The organism is Paenibacillus sp. 19GGS1-52, from assembly GCF_022369515.1.
In the GTDB taxonomy this organism is placed as follows: Bacteria; Bacillota; Bacilli; order Paenibacillales; family Paenibacillaceae; genus Paenibacillus_AQ.
In genome coordinates this window covers 1,563,649-1,578,277 of the sequence record NZ_CP059724.1, presented here as the reverse complement: position 1 = coordinate 1,578,277, position 14,629 = coordinate 1,563,649, and the positions used below count along the sequence as shown (strand labels likewise).

The window sequence follows — 14,629 nt, the reverse complement described above, 5'->3', positions numbered from 1 at the left end:
ATCCCTGGTTTTTTTATTTTTATATTGCATCATTTTATGCCCCTCACCTTGCAATCGTCTGCGGGTAGGGAGCAAACGTAGTGATTAAGGAACCTTGCTTAAATCGGGCCAGAATATCATCTGATACGCTCACAATTCGATTTGGGTCCCAACCGGTAGCCCGCAAGGCTTCTAGCGATACCACAGGGTGAATTGTTTCCCCTCTCCGCCAGTAAACACCTGTTCCTGAACCCATGAGCATCATATTCATCGGGCTGTTTACTTCAAAAGGCTCCTCAGTAGATAGCACATGTCCTGTGGGATAAGCTTGTAGCTCGGCATCGTTTACAACCTGGACATCGCTCACTATGTTATACCGGTATCGAGCCATCGCTGCTTCATTACAGAAAGGACGTTTGACACCCTCCTCCAAAAGAAACACCACATAGGATAAATCCCCACGTAGAATAGAGCCTTCAGAATAACGAAACTTGGCCATCTGATGACGTTTGTTCAAGTCGTTCACAACAAGATCAACCTGTTGAAGTAAAGTATCAAACCGCTTTTGAAACACCGCTTCACCAAAAGTATCTACTGCAGCTTGGCGATTTCTATTTCTGATTTTATTCATCCCTATTTCACTTTGTATCAGATTGGAAGCAGTTTGGGCCAGTTGGTGTAAATCTCCTTTAGGCACCAGAAATTCACCGTTGCCCGTATTCGTAAGCACCTCGTTAATCCCTCCAGAGCCATATGCAAGGACAGCTTTACCAAATATGAGTCCTTCAAGGGCAGTCATTCCAAATCCTTCATCAATCATGCTTGGTACAACAACAGCATCGAGTGCTGGATATAGCTGTTCAATCCGGTCTTCGAAGGAGTGAAATAGAATGCGGGATGGGTCGGGTGTTGCTTGGACAAGGCTTTTACATTCCTCAACATACCCGGTCAATTCCAGACTACCAGCAATCAAAAATTTCACTTGTGGAAATCTTGACATCAGTATCCCGGCCATACGGATAAATTGGTCAATCCCTTTATGAGGGGACAGCATAGCTGAAACTGATCCAATCAGTATCTCTTGATCGTTAATCCCATACGCCGCCCGCAAACTGCGACGATTCTTCTCCCACTTCTCAGGACACAGAGCAGCATCATTCCAGGAGGGGAATATCAGTCTTTTTTTATCATTTATTAGAGGAATACTGAAGGGGGCTAGCACGGATTCTGATATACCAATGATCCAATTCGCATATTTATTTATGATTTGTACCGCTTCAATCTGATGAATCGTAGGATACAATATTTCATTAATGATCCAAGCGACGGGGAGTCCGAGTTCTTTTGCCGCAGACGCAGGCAATGCGCATACAGACGTATTAACCACAATCCAGTCCGGTCGATATGTCTGCAGTTGGTTTACTAATAACCGGTAGGTATCTGTGGCCATGAAATTCGCCAGTTCTTGATGCATAGCAGGAGAAGACTCATATAAGGACCATAACAACGGATAATCTTGGATGATGACTTGTATATGATTCTCCGTTGCTTCAAGAAATAGCTTGCCGAAACGGGGGACAACCAGAATAACCTCATATCTCCGGCTAAGGGTTGTAGCTATGAAAAGCAACCACTTCTCGGCACCTGTAATCCGATCCGGTTCGCAAATATGAGAAAATAACATTACCTTAGATCTTAAGCCCATGGCGTACCATACCCTATGCGTTTCTCAAGTATGGTGAGTCACCTCCTTAGGATAGGTGTAACTTATAATACTCAATGTATCCAATTACTAATATTCCCTTTCCGTTCTCTCGGTGTGGACAAAAGTATCTATGTATCGGCGGGCGCATGGGCATATGTGCATCATGCGCTACCGTGGAGCCAAGTGCTAAACGAATGCTATGCTACTCGTGCTAAAAACTCCACATTCTCAACGATGATAGGCGTCCCCGCAATTAACATATCTCCGTCCAAAAAGAGTCTCAGAAGCTGCTCATTTAGGCTGTACAAGCTGCCTTCCTGCAAAACGCCATTAATATATAAATTGGTATAGCTATTTGCTCCAATCCCCTCAAATTCGGCAGCAACTCCTCCGTTATCATCAGTAAATTGATTGACAGGAATATCAACAGTGGAATCAATCATCGAAAGTGGCAAATAAAAATACCGATAAACGGTTGGTACAATGGTTATCGCCGGTATTTCTCCTGGAGGACCTGTAGGTCCTTGCGGGCCCGCTGGGCCTGAGAATCCTGGAGCCCCCTCGGGACCTATAAGTCCTTGCGGGCCCGCTGGGCCTGAGAATCCTCGAGCCCCCTCGGGACCTATAAGTCCCTGATAATTCCCTGCTGCTTGAACCTCATAAGCACCTTGAGGTCCTTGAGGTCCTTGTGGTCCTTGTGGTCCTTGTGGTCCTTGAGGTCCTTGGGCACCAGGAGTGCCTTGTGTATTGTTAGGTGCCTGCGAACCAATGGTGCGGGTTTGCCCTCGTCCAATCTTATGGCTTACCAATCTTCGCGGGCAACGCTTGAAGCGTAGTCTTTTCTTAGATAAACAATCTGTAGGCCGGATTTTCTTTTTTAAATGAAGCACTCTTTTTTTGTTTTTTGCTTTTCCACAATATTTTTTATCCCGGATAGAAGAAGCCAATCCTACACCTCCCATTCCCAACTTCTAAATTTAGCTACACTAGCATATGAACATATGCCTTGTCGTGAATGGACATCTGACCAGAAAAAATAAATGTACAACCCAAATGAGGTTATCTACATACTAATGCCGTTTCATTATTAATAATTATTCATTTACTATGATGAGTCGAAATAATCTTCGATTTAGTAACACAAGAAGGGAGGTGATCATATGCCAGTCATCAAACCAGTCTTCACAGCAGTCGCCTCTGCGCCAATAGCTACTGGAGGGGTTATCGCTACTACAGTGAATCCGGTAGTAACCAGATACTTTGCAGCCATAACCGCCGGTATGATCGGGGCAACGAATACAACTGTTCTGGCAGCGAGCTTTACGGATGATGCTGATGCTCCTGTAGGTGCATTACCAACTGTTTCGGCTGAAGATTCCTTAAATGTCTATCTTAATGGAGTGCTTCAACAAAGCACCTTGTCCACAATGACAACAGCCAGTCTGGTGCTTGCTACTATCGATTTGCTAGTGGGTACACCTGTCACAATTGAAGTAACCAACTTTACAAATACAACTTCAGATCTGACGACCCCGCCAGCAATTTCGGCACCGACTATCACAGTCACTAGCTAAGAACAAGAATTGAACCGTGGGCTTCTCCGCGGTTCAATTCAATATAACAATTGTCTTTATAACTGCGCGAAGTAAATTGTGAAAACTGTTTCTGATCGAATAATAAGCTATTGCTTTCTTACTTAATTTCGTTATAATGGTAAAAATCAATCTACAATCGATGATCGGGAGAGTAGTTACCTTTGATCTAGTCCAATAGCGAGCCGGGAGAGTGAAAGCCGGTACAGATCAGCTAATGAAGCGCACCCGTGAGATGGACTTCTGAACGAAACAGTAGGAAGCCCCGGCTGAAGACCGTTAACCTTTTGAGGTGGCTAAACTTGCCTAGTTTAGCAACGAGAGTGGTACCGCGAGCGCTAAAGCCCTCGTCTCTTTTGAGACGGGGGCTTTTTTTGCATTTTAAAGGAGGTCATCCAAGTGATTAGTCAAATCATCAAAAGCAGTCTGGAACAAAGTGTAAGAAGCGTATTTATGAAGCTGGAGTTGGCATACCCCAACGATATTGCCCTTCTGATCGAGCAACCTGCCAATGCGGAGCATGGCGATTATTCCAGCAGTATTGCCTTACAGCTCGCAAAGCTACTGCGCAAATCGCCTATGGCCATCGCAGAGCTGGTGAAGACAGAACTTCAGCTGCAAGGAAGTATCACAGGACTTGTACAGCGGATCGAAGTTGCCGCTCCCGGTTTCATTAATTTGTACATCCATTGGCAAGAGTGGGCCAGACAACCCTTGACGCTCCCGCAAAGCTCTGGACAAAAAGTGGTGATCGAACATACCTCGATTAATCCCAACAAAGCCGCTCATGTAGGTCACCTGAGAAATGCTTGTATCGGAGACGCGCTGGTACGGATTTTGAAAAGAACGGGGTATAACGTCGAGGTTCATAACTATGTTGATGATCTAGGCAATCAGCTGGCGGATACCGTGGTTGGATTATTTAATGTGCCTTTAGAAGGGGAGCATGTCCGCTTTGGTGATTATTGCTGGGATATTTATGCCCAAGTGAATAAAGAGTATACACTTAATCCGGAGATGACCCACAAACGGACGGACATCCTGCATGCTCTAGAGAAAGGCAGCGGCAACGAGGCCTGGCTGGGTAAGCTGGTTGCCGAGCGGATTGTGCGAGAGCATGTGGAGGAAATGAAAAGCTTTGGAATACATTATGACTTGCTCGTATGGGAGAGCAGTATCGTTAGAGAAGGCTTCTGGTCGGCAGCCTCTCAGTTGCTTGCGCAAACAGCGTTTTTTGTGCAGGAGCATGAAGGCAAGCTGGCTGGCTGCTGGGTACTGAAGCAGAAGGGAGGGGACAGCGAGGGGGAATCAGATGAGTATACTCTGGACAAGGTACTAGTGCGCTCCAATGGTATTTTGACGTATACCGCTAAAGATATTGCCTATCATCTATGGAAATTTGGCCTCCTCGAAAAGGACTTCTCATACACTGAGTTTACGTCAGAACTATGGACAACGGGTTTGACCGGACAACGCCTACCTTATGGACAAGCGGACATGGTTATTAATGTTATTGATTATAGACAGGAATATCCGCAGGCGATGGTGAAGCAGGCTTTACAGGTACTGGGGTACAATAATCAGGCTGAGAAGCTGCATCATGTAAGCTATGGAGTAGTCTCACTTAGTCCGGCCTCCGCTGCCGAGCTTGGCATTAACACCGCTGATGGTAAAAGCTCTTACGCCATGTCCGGCCGGCAGGGAATCGGCGTTAAAGTGAGCGATCTCATTCTGCTAATGGAGGAAGCTATTGAGCTAGCCCGTTCTGATAAAAACGGAATTCCCAGTCGTATAATCGCCACCGCTGCCATCCGGTATTATCTGCTACGTTTCAATCTGGGAACTGAGATTATTTTTGATTTCAAGCAGGCTACAGAAATATCCGGTAATACCGGAGTGTATCTTATGTACACCTATGCCCGTGCCAGCAGTGTATTAAGCAAAGCTACGTTGCCTGTCACAACAGACATATCTCGACTGGAGTTCCCTGCAGAACTGGAAAAAGCCGAGGCGGCGCTCTTAAGACATCTCAGTACTTGGCAGGATACGTTATATACAGCAAGCAAAGAACTAACACCGAATTCGCTCTGCAACTATGCGCATACCCTAGCCACGCTGTTCAATAATTTCTATGCTGTATGTCCCATCCTTAAAGGCGAAGAAGCCACCATCCAATTCCGTCTTTGGCTGACCTGCAAATGCCAAGTTACCTTAGGCGATGTTCTTGAGGTGCTGGGGCTTCCGACACCGAGCCGGATGTAGTTGAACCAGCTAACGAAGCCTATGCTCCAACGAACCATTTGGGGTTCTCACCCCCCGAACGCACAAACAGCCTCTCCGAGGAGAGGCTGTTTTATGACGTCCCGGAAGGGATTCGAACCCCTGACCGTGCGCTTAGAAGGCGCATGCTCTATCCAGCTGAGCTACCGGGACATATAAGAAAAACATACGGTTTGATGCGATATGTATTAGTGCAACGTTTTCTATTATACCTTATTCAGGAAATATATCAAGGGCAGAACAAAGGAATTTAAAAATAACGTACTTCAACCCTTCTACTACTGAACAATAAAGAGCCTTACCAGACTACTGGCAAGACTCTTAACAGCTAATTCCGCATTGCTTCTTTATTTGAATTCTCTATTAAAATGCTGCCCCAGCTGTTTTTTCAAATTCCCGAAGATAAGCAGCTCGCGTTGGAATTTGGAGCGTTCATCCTCAGGGGTCATGATGGGACTGCCAGCAAATCCACTGACCGTCACATCTGTGAAAGCATCATGCATATTGTTATCAAACCAATCGGTGTCTGTATCCGCGTCATTCGTCAGGATGCGTACAATTTCGTAGCCTTCTTCACGCCGATCTTCAACGATATACACCAAAAGCGCAGAGTCGCCAGTAGCCCCTGGCAATACGCCGACTTCTGCACAGGGTGCACCGTCATACTCCGTCATTCTGCGAATTTTGGCGTCCTTTATGTAATACACCTGCATCCATCCCTCTCTGGCAAATTTCCCTCTCCCCTAGTGTTCGGATAAGGACATACATTTTATCCCTTCCTTCGGCATATATCTGTATTACTTGGCAAAAAAGAAAGGACAACAATCGCACGATAGAGAGGATGAACCATCATGTGCGGAATAACCGGATTTATTCAGTGGCGCGGCGATCTTACACAGCACTCGCAACTGCTAGTCAAAATGACTGAAACCTTAGCAAATCGCGGACCGGACGCGGCCGGAACTTGGATCTCAGGCCCCTGTGCCTTCGGACACCGTAGACTTAGCGTTATCGACCCGGAAAATGGTGCACAGCCGATGATCACCCGCCATGAGGAAAATGTGTACGCAATTGTTTACAACGGGGAATTGTACAATGCCCCTGAGCTTAAGAATGAATTGAAGCAGCGGGGACATCAATTCCGCACCCAGTGCGATACCGAGGTTCTGTTGCATGCCTATATCGAATGGGGAGCAGAGTGTACCGATAAGCTAAATGGTATATTTGCCTTTGCCGTGTGGGACGGCCTGCGGGATCAGGTGTTTTTGGCACGTGACCGTTTGGGCGTGAAGCCGCTCTTTTACAGTCAGGTAGATGATGTCTTTGTATTCGGCTCCGAACCCAAGGCTCTGTTGCAGCATCCCAAAGTACAACCAACCGTAGGTCCGGAGGGACTGGCGGAGATCTTCATTATCGGTCCGGCTCGTACTCCAGGACACGGTGTATATAAGGATATGCACGAACTTCGTCCGGGCCATGCCATGATTTACAACCGGGAAGGCTTACGCAGCTATGCCTATTGGAAGCTGGAAAGCTTTACACATACTGATAATGAAGATGAGACAGCGGCTAAGGTGCGTGAGTTGCTGCAGGATACACTGGAGCGCCAGCTTGTGTCAGATGTTCCGGTGTGCTCACTACTCTCTGGAGGACTGGACTCAAGCGCGCTGACGGCATTGGCCGTAGATTACTATAACCGGACCGGTCAGGGCCGAGTGGATACTTTTTCCGTCGATTATGTAGATAATGACAAGCATTTCAAGAGCCATTCTTTTCAGCCCGGAGCAGATGGACCGTGGATTAAGCGGATGGTCGACGAGTTGGATACGAACCACCATTATATTGCTTTTGATACGCCAGAGCTTGTTATGGCGCTGGACAACGCTCTGTACTCACGTGATTTGCCTGGGATGACTGACGTAGACTCCTCCCTTTATTTGTTTTGCCGCGAGATTAAAAAACATGCGACTGTAGCCATCTCTGGCGAGGCTGCTGATGAAATCTTTGGCGGATACCCTTGGTTCCATCGCGAGGATATGCTTTCTTCAGGCACTTTTCCATGGTCAGTTGCACCCAAGATGCGGGCAGGATTACTGTCCCCAGAAATAAACGAATGGATACGTCCCTTGGAGTATTTGGGTGACAGATACAGTGATGCCGTGGCAGAGGTGCCCAAACTCGATGGAGAAACAGGCAAACAGGCACAAATGCGCGTAATGTCCTACCTTAATATTACCCGCTTCATGCCCACTCTTTTGGACCGCAAAGACCGGATGAGCATGGGCGTAGGGCTTGAGGTTCGCGTCCCTTATTGCGATCACCGTCTGGTCCAGTATGTATGGAACATTCCTTGGGAGATCAAAATGACAGGCAACCGCGAAAAAGGCATTCTGCGCAAAGCACTAGAGGGTGTCCTGCCCGACGATGTGCTCTACCGCAAAAAAAGTCCTTATCCCAAAACACACAATCCCGCCTACTTAAATGCCGTTCGCACACAGGTATTGGCTATTCTCGAAGATTCTACGTCTCCGCTCCTTCCTTTGATTGACGCTGCCAAAATCCGTGAAATCGCCGCCTCTCCAGAATCCTCCAGCAACCTGCCCTGGTTCGGTCAGCTGATGTCCGGTCCTCAGCTCTTTGCTTATCTGGCCCAAATTGATCTCTGGCTGCGGACCTATAACGTGGTGATTCGTTAGTCTGCTGAATCTTCTGACTGACTAGGCAGGCTGATCATGCTCTCGCAAGAGTGGACACATTAAATAGCAAGCTTCCGAATGCTGGAGGCTTGCTATTGTTGGATTTAATACAGTATTTACTCTAACCCTGTTTATTTGCCAGTTTAAAAATTAAAGTTATCCGGGTCCGGGCCGAAGCGATGATCTTCGTTCAAGTCTGAAATGGCTTTAACATCCTCATCACTGAGTGTGAAATCGAAGAATCCGGCGTTCTCTTTGATTCGCTCTGTATGCACCGATTTCGGAATCGTGATTACCCCCTGCTGCAAATCCCAGCGCAGTACAATTTGAGCTGGTGTTCTGCCGTACCTTTCTGCCAATTCTTTTAAGAGCGGTAGATCAAGATGGCCCTGCATCAGCGGGCTCCAAGCCTCTATCTGAATGCCCTGCTCACTTGCATATTTCAGCAGCTCGCGCTGAGTCAGCAAGGGATGGAACTCTACCTGATTGACCACGGGTATTACTCCGGTGTCTTCAATAATATCCTTCAGATGATGAACCTGAAAGTTGCTCACCCCAATTGATTTGATATGACCTTCCTTTTGCAGGTGAATCAAAGCTTTCCAAGTCTCTCGATATTTCCCTGCAACCGGCCAGTGAATCAGATACAGATCAATCATATCCAAGCCCAGCTTGCGACGGCTAACCTCGAATGCCTTAAGCGTTGATTCATAACCTTGATCCGGATTCCGTAGTTTAGTTGTAATAAACAACTCATCTCGGGAAACTCCGCATTCTCGAATGGCTTGTCCAACGCCCTCTTCATTATTGTAGCCTGCCGCGGTGTCAATACTGCGATATCCGGTTTCTACCGCAGCATTAACTGCATGGATTACCTCATCGCCGTCTTTGGTCTGCCATACACCCAACCCCAGCCATGGCATTGTTACTCCATCATTTAAAGTGGGGCCACCTGAAAATGGTCCATTCAATTGACTCATGTATTAACCCTCCAAGCCTACTGTTTATTTATTCAAACTTCCTTAACCGCAAAAGACACTTTAGAAGCACTTGCCAAAAATAAGTATGGCAGATCACGTTAGCATTCCCAAAAAGTTTCCAATAAAACATGCTTTCAGTGATCAATGCCCAAAAGAAAAAACGGAGGCATATTCGCCTCCGCTCATTTTATTTCTCGATTAGTTTAAAATCATCAAAATGGAATTCAGGTGACACAATACAGGAAACCAACACAGGCTCTTCACCTAGCGGTCTAGCCGCCTGCCATACACCTGCTGGTATAACTACCTGCGGCTGCTGGCCAGCTGCGATATCCAGACCCAGAATAATTTCTTTTACATCCTCTGGTCTATCACCACTGCCGCCAAGACTTAACACAATCGGACTACCGGAATGCCACAGCCATATCTCCGACGAGAGTACCGTATGCCAAGCAGAGGTTTCATCTGCATGCAGCAGAAAATAAATGGAGGATGCCGAAGCGCGGGGGCCAGAATAGCTTTCGCCCAATACGTCCTGCGGAATTTCAAATGAAGAATTCCAAAGCCTTTTGTACCAGCCGCCTTCAACATGAGGCTGCAGTTCCAGCAGCTCCACTAGCGGTGAGATCTCTTTTTGTGTCACAGTTGCTTCTCTCCTTAAAGTTCTACATAAACAAAACGGGCTTCGTAAGCATAGGGGCTTCAGGATCGAAACCCCCGCTACGTAAGCCGGTAATAGTTTTGCTATTTACTTTAACGGAATACGTGGTAATTGTAAACGTTCCTTATTTACCGTCTTTGCTTGCCTTGAAGACTTCAGCAATTGCACCCAGACTACCCAGTGTCTCAACTGCGCTAGTTGGCAGGAAGACCTTGTTCGCTGGACCTTTGGCGATTTCAGTCAGTGCTTCAAAGGAACGATACGCAAGTACCTGCTCATCCAGCCCCGCAGTACTGAGCAATTGAATACGGATTTTCTCCGCTTCGGCGATGGCCTGAATGGCTTTTGCCTGACCCAGTGCTTCTAGTTCCTGGGCCTGACCCAGACCTTCGGCTTGACGAATACGAGCTTCCTTGTCGCCCTCAGCCTTCAGAATCTTACTTTGTTTATCACCTTCTGCACGCAGGATCATATCCTGCTTCGCTGCTTCCGCCTCCAGGACAATCGCCCGTTTGCTCCGCTCAGCTTTCATCTGTTTGTCCATCGCTTCTTGAATATCAAGCGGCGGTTTGATATCGATAACTTCCACACGCTCGATCCGTACGCCCCACTTCTCAGTAGCTTCATCCAGCGCGATACGAATATCAACGGAGATTTTTTCCCGGCCAGACAACGTCTCATCCAGCTCCAGCTTACCAATAATTTGTCGCATCGTGGCTGTTGAGATGTTCCGTACCCCGTATACATAATCAGAAATACCATAAGTTGCTTCTTCCGGACCCACTACCTGATAGAAAATAATGGTGTCAATCTGTACCTGTACGTTATCCTTCGTGATTACCGTTTGTGGAGGTACATTTGCCTGTTGAATCCGCAGATCATGATACGTACGTACCTGATCAATCACTGGAATTAGAATATTCAGACCTGGAGTCAAGAGCCGGTGAAATTTACCAAGACGTTCCACTACGCCAACCCGCTGCTGTGGTACGATTTTGACTGTTAATCCAATGAACACCACTACTACAACAAGAACTACTACAACAATTGCCCATTCCATCAGTTCGTGCCCCCCATAATTCTACTTCAATAATAGCAGTACCTCTTTTTAATACCCTAACGACATCTTCTTTACCCAGAGTCTGCAGCGATGTTGCAGTCCAAGTATCCCCGCCTACCTTAACTTGCCCGTAACGTCCTGGCTCAATCGGCTCCGTAACTATTCCTTGTCTGCCGACGATATCCGTACCCGTATCTTTGAACCCACGGGAATTACGAAACTTCGCTACGAGCGGCTTCGAGAATAGTGTCAGACCTAGCGCGACCAGCGAGCCAAGCACCACCTGAAATAAAATAGCCTCTGGCAATAATAACGACAACAGACCGGCAACCAAAGCGCCGATACTGAGCCAAAGCAGATAAAACGTAAGCGTCATCATTTCTACTACAAACAGGACACCGGCTGCAATTAACCAAAAGACCCAGACAACCATCGGTGAACCCACCACCTTCCGCTATATACTACTATAACGAAAAAAACAGCAATACGTTCCATAAGTTTATTTGTTCACAAGCTCAGCCTGTATATATTATATTTCTGTGTATGTGAGGTTATGAGTTCAGTACGTAATTTATAATTCTATACAGCATAATGAAAAAGCTTGCAGCATAAAGGGTTACACCTTTAGCTACAAGCTTCTTTCATTCATTTATCAATTGCAGATGAATTCCTGCTAGTTCAACCTCCAAAGAGCTGGTGTGCTGACTGGTTCCCAGCCTAAGAGGGAAGTATGGGACTGCAGGCAAGTATACGTATGTCCACTATAAGTCACAATAACACCCACATTGTACGCAACTCCCGCTGCCCAAGCAGAGATACCCGGAGTCGGAGTCGACGTTGGGGTTGCCGACGGTGTCGGTATGGCTGTTGGTGCCGGTGTTGGAGTTGATGCAGGTGTTGCAGTTCCACATATACCTACAAATTTCCAGGGTCCGTAAGCGCCGCAGCCGCCAGTTTCTCCGTCAGCAGCCGCAAAGCTGCGCCCCGGTGGCTAATCTTCTGCTTCTCTTCCAGTGTGAGCTCTGCCATTGTCTTATCATAATCCGGCAAATAAAATAATGGATCATAACCAAAACCGCCAGCACCCACTGGCTCAGACGTAATCCAGCCTTCCACAGAACCCTCAGCAGTCAGTTCCCGGCCAGTGCCCGGGTCATACAAGGATAAGGCACAGACGAATCGGGCTGTGCTCAGCAGTGGCTGATCTGTATCCTCGCCCAGCTTCAGTTTCTCCAGCTCACTAAGCAGCAACAGATTGTTATCACTGTCAGCCGCACCTTCTCCTGCATAACGTGCAGAGTAGACACCTGGCCTGCCATCCAGACTATCTACACAAAGACCAGAATCATCCGCAAGCACTGGCAGTCCAAGAATATCACCCACGGTCTTGGCTTTTTTCAGCGCATTCTCGGCAAAGGTAGCCCCATCCTCCTCAACATCCGGAAGATCTGCGTAGTCGAACATGCTCTTAACCGTTAGTCCAAGCGGAGCGAAGGCGTGCTGGAACTCGCGCACCTTGCCCTTATTCTTCGTTGCAACAATAAGAATGCCAGTCGAAGATTTCATCCTATACCACTTGGCCCGGTTGACCGGTGGGGATTTTGAGCGCAATCGCTCCCAGAACTTCCTTCTGGACAGCAATCAACTCGTAAATCCCCTTCTCTCCAAGACCCAACAGCAGGTCCAGCTCCTGACGCGAGAACGGTCTTTCTTCACCGGTACCCTGCACTTCCACAAATGCACCGCCGCCAGTCATTACTACATTCATATCGACCTTCGCTTTGGAATCCTCTTCATAGTTCAAATCAAGCAGTGTTTTGTCGCCAACAACGCCGACACTGATTGCTGCAAGATAGTCCGTAATCGGAAATACACTCAGCTTGTGCTGCAATGCGATTTTATTAATGGCAAAACTCATGGCCACAAAAGCTCCTGTAATGGAAGCCGTCCGTGTACCTCCATCTGCCTGAATGACATCACAATCGAGCGTGATGCTGCGTTCACCGAGAGCCTGCAAATTCACAACGGAACGAAGCGCCCGGCCGATCAGCCGTTGGATCTCCATGGTGCGACCTGTAAGCTTACCGCGAGCGGCTTCACGCTGGTTACGCGTTTGCGTAGCCCGGGGAAGCATGGAATATTCAGCTGTCACCCAGCCTTTTCCCTGTCCCTTAAGAAATGGGGGAACTTTCTCCTCTACTGTTGCCGTACAGATAACCTTGGTGTCCCCCATTTCAATAATCACGGAGCCCTCAGCATATTTATTCGTTTGGGTCGTTATCGTCAGCGGCCGGAGTTGGTCGTCGTTTCTCCCGTTTGATCTCATCATTTCTGCCTCCTACATTGAAAGTAGCTAAAAGTTTAGTGTTCGTTCTGCTTCCCCTAATATTCCCGCAGTGAACTGCCAAGGGAGGCACATCTTACCTTTTATTCTACCAAAGAGCAGGCACAAAAGCATCTTTCCAACCCGTTTGAGTCATTCTATAGCGGAAGCTCGTTCACATATTCCGGTGCTGACACCGGTTTTCCATAGTCAACATTATCGGTACCCGTAACCGTTTCTTTGCCGTTCATCCGAATCTGGACCAAGGCATCCTCTGTATTTTGGGCAACCGTCAGCACCACGGATTCCAGCATTTCTGTAGGTACACCCGTGCCGTCAGCAAACATATCGTCAGTCAAAGAGACAGTAACCACACCGTTCTGCCCAGCTTCTACACTATCCAGTACGGTTCCCTGCGTCATCACCATCTCCAGACCATCTCCGGATTCTGGGCCAGCGATCAGTTCACTGAGTGCCGCCTTCAAAGTATCCTGCCCTGCGGGTACAAACCGGGTAACCGGAACATAATACTGAATACCGTCAGGTGAAGCAGCGGAAAAATATACAGTAACCGCACTTGAATTCATAAGAAGCTGACTGTGCTTCGGCAGGTTAATTCCCATGCTGCGCGACAGTGGGCGATCTAATGGAGTTCCTTTCAGCGGCATCTCGGTAAGCTTTTTGCCGTCTACCCAGAGCTGAACACCTTTAATTCCACTCTCTCCGGTCAGTGTCCAGGTGATTGCCTCCAGTATTTCGCGCTCATTCGCAGCATCATAGGCGTTAAAGTCCGAGTTAAACTCGACTACAGCCAGTCCACTCGCTTTGTCTACCGTGACATTTTTAACTTCAGTACCGGTGGGTAGAAGTCCTTCGAAGCCAGTGGGCAGTAACGAGGCATATGCCCCCTTGCTCACCAGTGCTGTTAGTGAATCCTTAAGCATCGTGGTTTCGTCGCTTTTGGGCAGACTGAGTGATACCGGGGCAAGTAATCCGTTATTGTCCTCCAGAAATACAGTCGTTCGTGATCCCGAATCACTGTTCCCAGACCGTTCACCACTGGTCGCAGCCGTCTGTGCATCCTCCTTAGCGACTGGGCCCAGCACTCCAGTGTCTAATGTAGTCTCACCACTTACCTGTAGCATTTGCGCTTCTACCTCGCTTGGCGGCGGATCTACAGAGGCTGATTCCGACCCAAACAGGCTGCAACTGGACAGAATCAGCGGAACTGCCAGCAGGCAGGCAACGGAGGCTCCGCGGATTTGCTTCATAGATTTCATCATTTATTACCCCTTTCAAGGTTAGATATCCTTTGTACTGCTATGTATACGAAACCTTTGTCCAAAAAATAAC

Annotated in this window: 14 protein-coding genes, 1 tRNA gene and 1 other annotated feature; of the genes, 3 read left to right on the top strand and 12 right to left on the bottom strand. The window is 47.6% G+C overall.

The window, feature by feature from the left end:
• Window positions 1-43 precede the first annotated feature (43 nt).
• Both H1230_RS07435 and H1230_RS07430 read right to left on the bottom strand, forming a co-directional pair.
• Window positions 44-1,684, bottom strand: coding sequence for a glycosyltransferase family 4 protein (locus H1230_RS07435; protein WP_239714883.1), 1,641 nt, complete (start codon window positions 1,682-1,684; stop codon window positions 44-46).
• Between the two features lie 197 nt (window positions 1,685-1,881).
• Window positions 1,882-2,631: a DUF4183 domain-containing protein gene (locus H1230_RS07430; RefSeq protein WP_239714882.1), complete on the bottom strand. Its 750-nt coding sequence runs from the start codon at window positions 2,629-2,631 to the stop codon at window positions 1,882-1,884.
• Window positions 2,632-2,844: 213 nt separating this feature from the next.
• Here H1230_RS07430 and H1230_RS07425 point away from each other — a divergent pair, with 213 nt between their 5' ends.
• On the top strand, window positions 2,845-3,258 hold the full coding sequence (locus H1230_RS07425) for a DUF4183 domain-containing protein (protein ID WP_239714881.1): 414 nt from the start codon (window positions 2,845-2,847) through the stop codon (window positions 3,256-3,258).
• A 151-nt stretch (window positions 3,259-3,409) separates the two neighbouring features.
• Window positions 3,410-3,634: a binding site (T-box leader), on the top strand.
• A 41-nt stretch (window positions 3,635-3,675) separates the two neighbouring features.
• Entirely contained in the window at window positions 3,676-5,538 is a 1,863-nt protein-coding gene (locus H1230_RS07420; protein WP_239714880.1) for an arginine--tRNA ligase, read from the top strand.
• Between the two features lie 97 nt (window positions 5,539-5,635).
• Here the strand turns inward: H1230_RS07420 and H1230_RS07415 are convergent.
• Window positions 5,636-5,709, bottom strand: a tRNA-Arg gene (locus tag H1230_RS07415).
• Between the two features lie 194 nt (window positions 5,710-5,903).
• The gene (locus tag H1230_RS07410; RefSeq protein ID WP_239714879.1) at window positions 5,904-6,263 is read right to left on the bottom strand and encodes a hypothetical protein; all 360 of its coding nucleotides are present in this window, start codon (window positions 6,261-6,263) and stop codon (window positions 5,904-5,906) included.
• A 144-nt stretch (window positions 6,264-6,407) separates the two neighbouring features.
• Here H1230_RS07410 and asnB point away from each other — a divergent pair, with 144 nt between their 5' ends.
• Window positions 6,408-8,252, top strand: coding sequence for an asparagine synthase (glutamine-hydrolyzing) (gene asnB, locus H1230_RS07405; RefSeq protein WP_239714878.1), 1,845 nt, complete (start codon window positions 6,408-6,410; stop codon window positions 8,250-8,252).
• 143 nt (window positions 8,253-8,395) lie between these two features.
• On the opposite strand, the gene H1230_RS07400 is transcribed toward asnB, so the two are convergent.
• The 8 genes from H1230_RS07400 to H1230_RS07370 form a co-directional block, all read right to left on the bottom strand.
• Window positions 8,396-9,232 (bottom strand): aldo/keto reductase, encoded by an 837-nt coding sequence (locus tag H1230_RS07400; protein ID WP_239714877.1) that lies wholly within the window; start codon window positions 9,230-9,232, stop codon window positions 8,396-8,398.
• A 187-nt stretch (window positions 9,233-9,419) separates the two neighbouring features.
• On the bottom strand, window positions 9,420-9,875 hold the full coding sequence (locus tag H1230_RS07395; protein WP_239714876.1) for a cupin domain-containing protein: 456 nt from the start codon (window positions 9,873-9,875) through the stop codon (window positions 9,420-9,422).
• Between the two features lie 142 nt (window positions 9,876-10,017).
• On the bottom strand, window positions 10,018-10,953 hold the full coding sequence (locus tag H1230_RS07390; RefSeq protein ID WP_481857122.1) for an SPFH domain-containing protein: 936 nt from the start codon (window positions 10,951-10,953) through the stop codon (window positions 10,018-10,020).
• Complete coding sequence (locus H1230_RS07385) at window positions 10,844-11,386, bottom strand: NfeD family protein (protein WP_239714875.1); 543 nt, start codon at window positions 11,384-11,386, stop codon at window positions 10,844-10,846. The genes H1230_RS07390 and H1230_RS07385 overlap by 110 nt, the downstream gene beginning before the upstream one ends.
• A 240-nt stretch (window positions 11,387-11,626) precedes the next feature.
• A complete protein-coding gene (locus H1230_RS31515) occupies window positions 11,627-11,770 on the bottom strand; it encodes a carbohydrate-binding protein (protein ID WP_345773435.1) in 144 nt (47 codons plus the stop codon).
• Window positions 11,771-11,868: 98 nt separating this feature from the next.
• Entirely contained in the window at window positions 11,869-12,519 is a 651-nt protein-coding gene (locus H1230_RS07380) for an XTP/dITP diphosphatase (protein ID WP_239714874.1), read from the bottom strand.
• A gap of 1 nt (window position 12,520) precedes the next feature.
• Entirely contained in the window at window positions 12,521-13,282 is a 762-nt protein-coding gene (gene rph / locus H1230_RS07375) for a ribonuclease PH (protein WP_275591158.1), read from the bottom strand.
• A gap of 152 nt (window positions 13,283-13,434) precedes the next feature.
• A complete protein-coding gene (locus H1230_RS07370) occupies window positions 13,435-14,556 on the bottom strand; it encodes a GerMN domain-containing protein (protein WP_239717171.1) in 1,122 nt (373 codons plus the stop codon).
• Window positions 14,557-14,629 lie beyond the last annotated feature (73 nt).

Bases quoted from the DNA above. Each gene is read 5' to 3' on its own strand.
- H1230_RS07435 (WP_239714883.1), bottom strand. From the start codon at position 1,684: ATGGGCTTAAGATCTAAGGTAATGTTATTTTCTCATATTTGCGAACCG.
- H1230_RS07425 (WP_239714881.1), top strand. From the start codon at position 2,845: ATGCCAGTCATCAAACCAGTCTTCACAGCAGTCGCCTCTGCGCCAATA.
- asnB (WP_239714878.1), top strand. From the start codon at position 6,408: ATGTGCGGAATAACCGGATTTATTCAGTGGCGCGGCGATCTTACACAG.
- H1230_RS07400 (WP_239714877.1), bottom strand. From the start codon at position 9,232: ATGAGTCAATTGAATGGACCATTTTCAGGTGGCCCCACTTTAAATGAT.
- H1230_RS07390 (WP_481857122.1), bottom strand. From the start codon at position 10,953: ATGGAATGGGCAATTGTTGTAGTAGTTCTTGTTGTAGTAGTGGTGTTC.
- H1230_RS07385 (WP_239714875.1), bottom strand. From the start codon at position 11,386: ATGGTTGTCTGGGTCTTTTGGTTAATTGCAGCCGGTGTCCTGTTTGTA.
- H1230_RS07380 (WP_239714874.1), bottom strand. From the start codon at position 12,519: ATGAAATCTTCGACTGGCATTCTTATTGTTGCAACGAAGAATAAGGGC.
- rph (WP_275591158.1), bottom strand. From the start codon at position 13,282: ATGATGAGATCAAACGGGAGAAACGACGACCAACTCCGGCCGCTGACG.
- H1230_RS07370 (WP_239717171.1), bottom strand. From the start codon at position 14,556: ATGAAATCTATGAAGCAAATCCGCGGAGCCTCCGTTGCCTGCCTGCTG.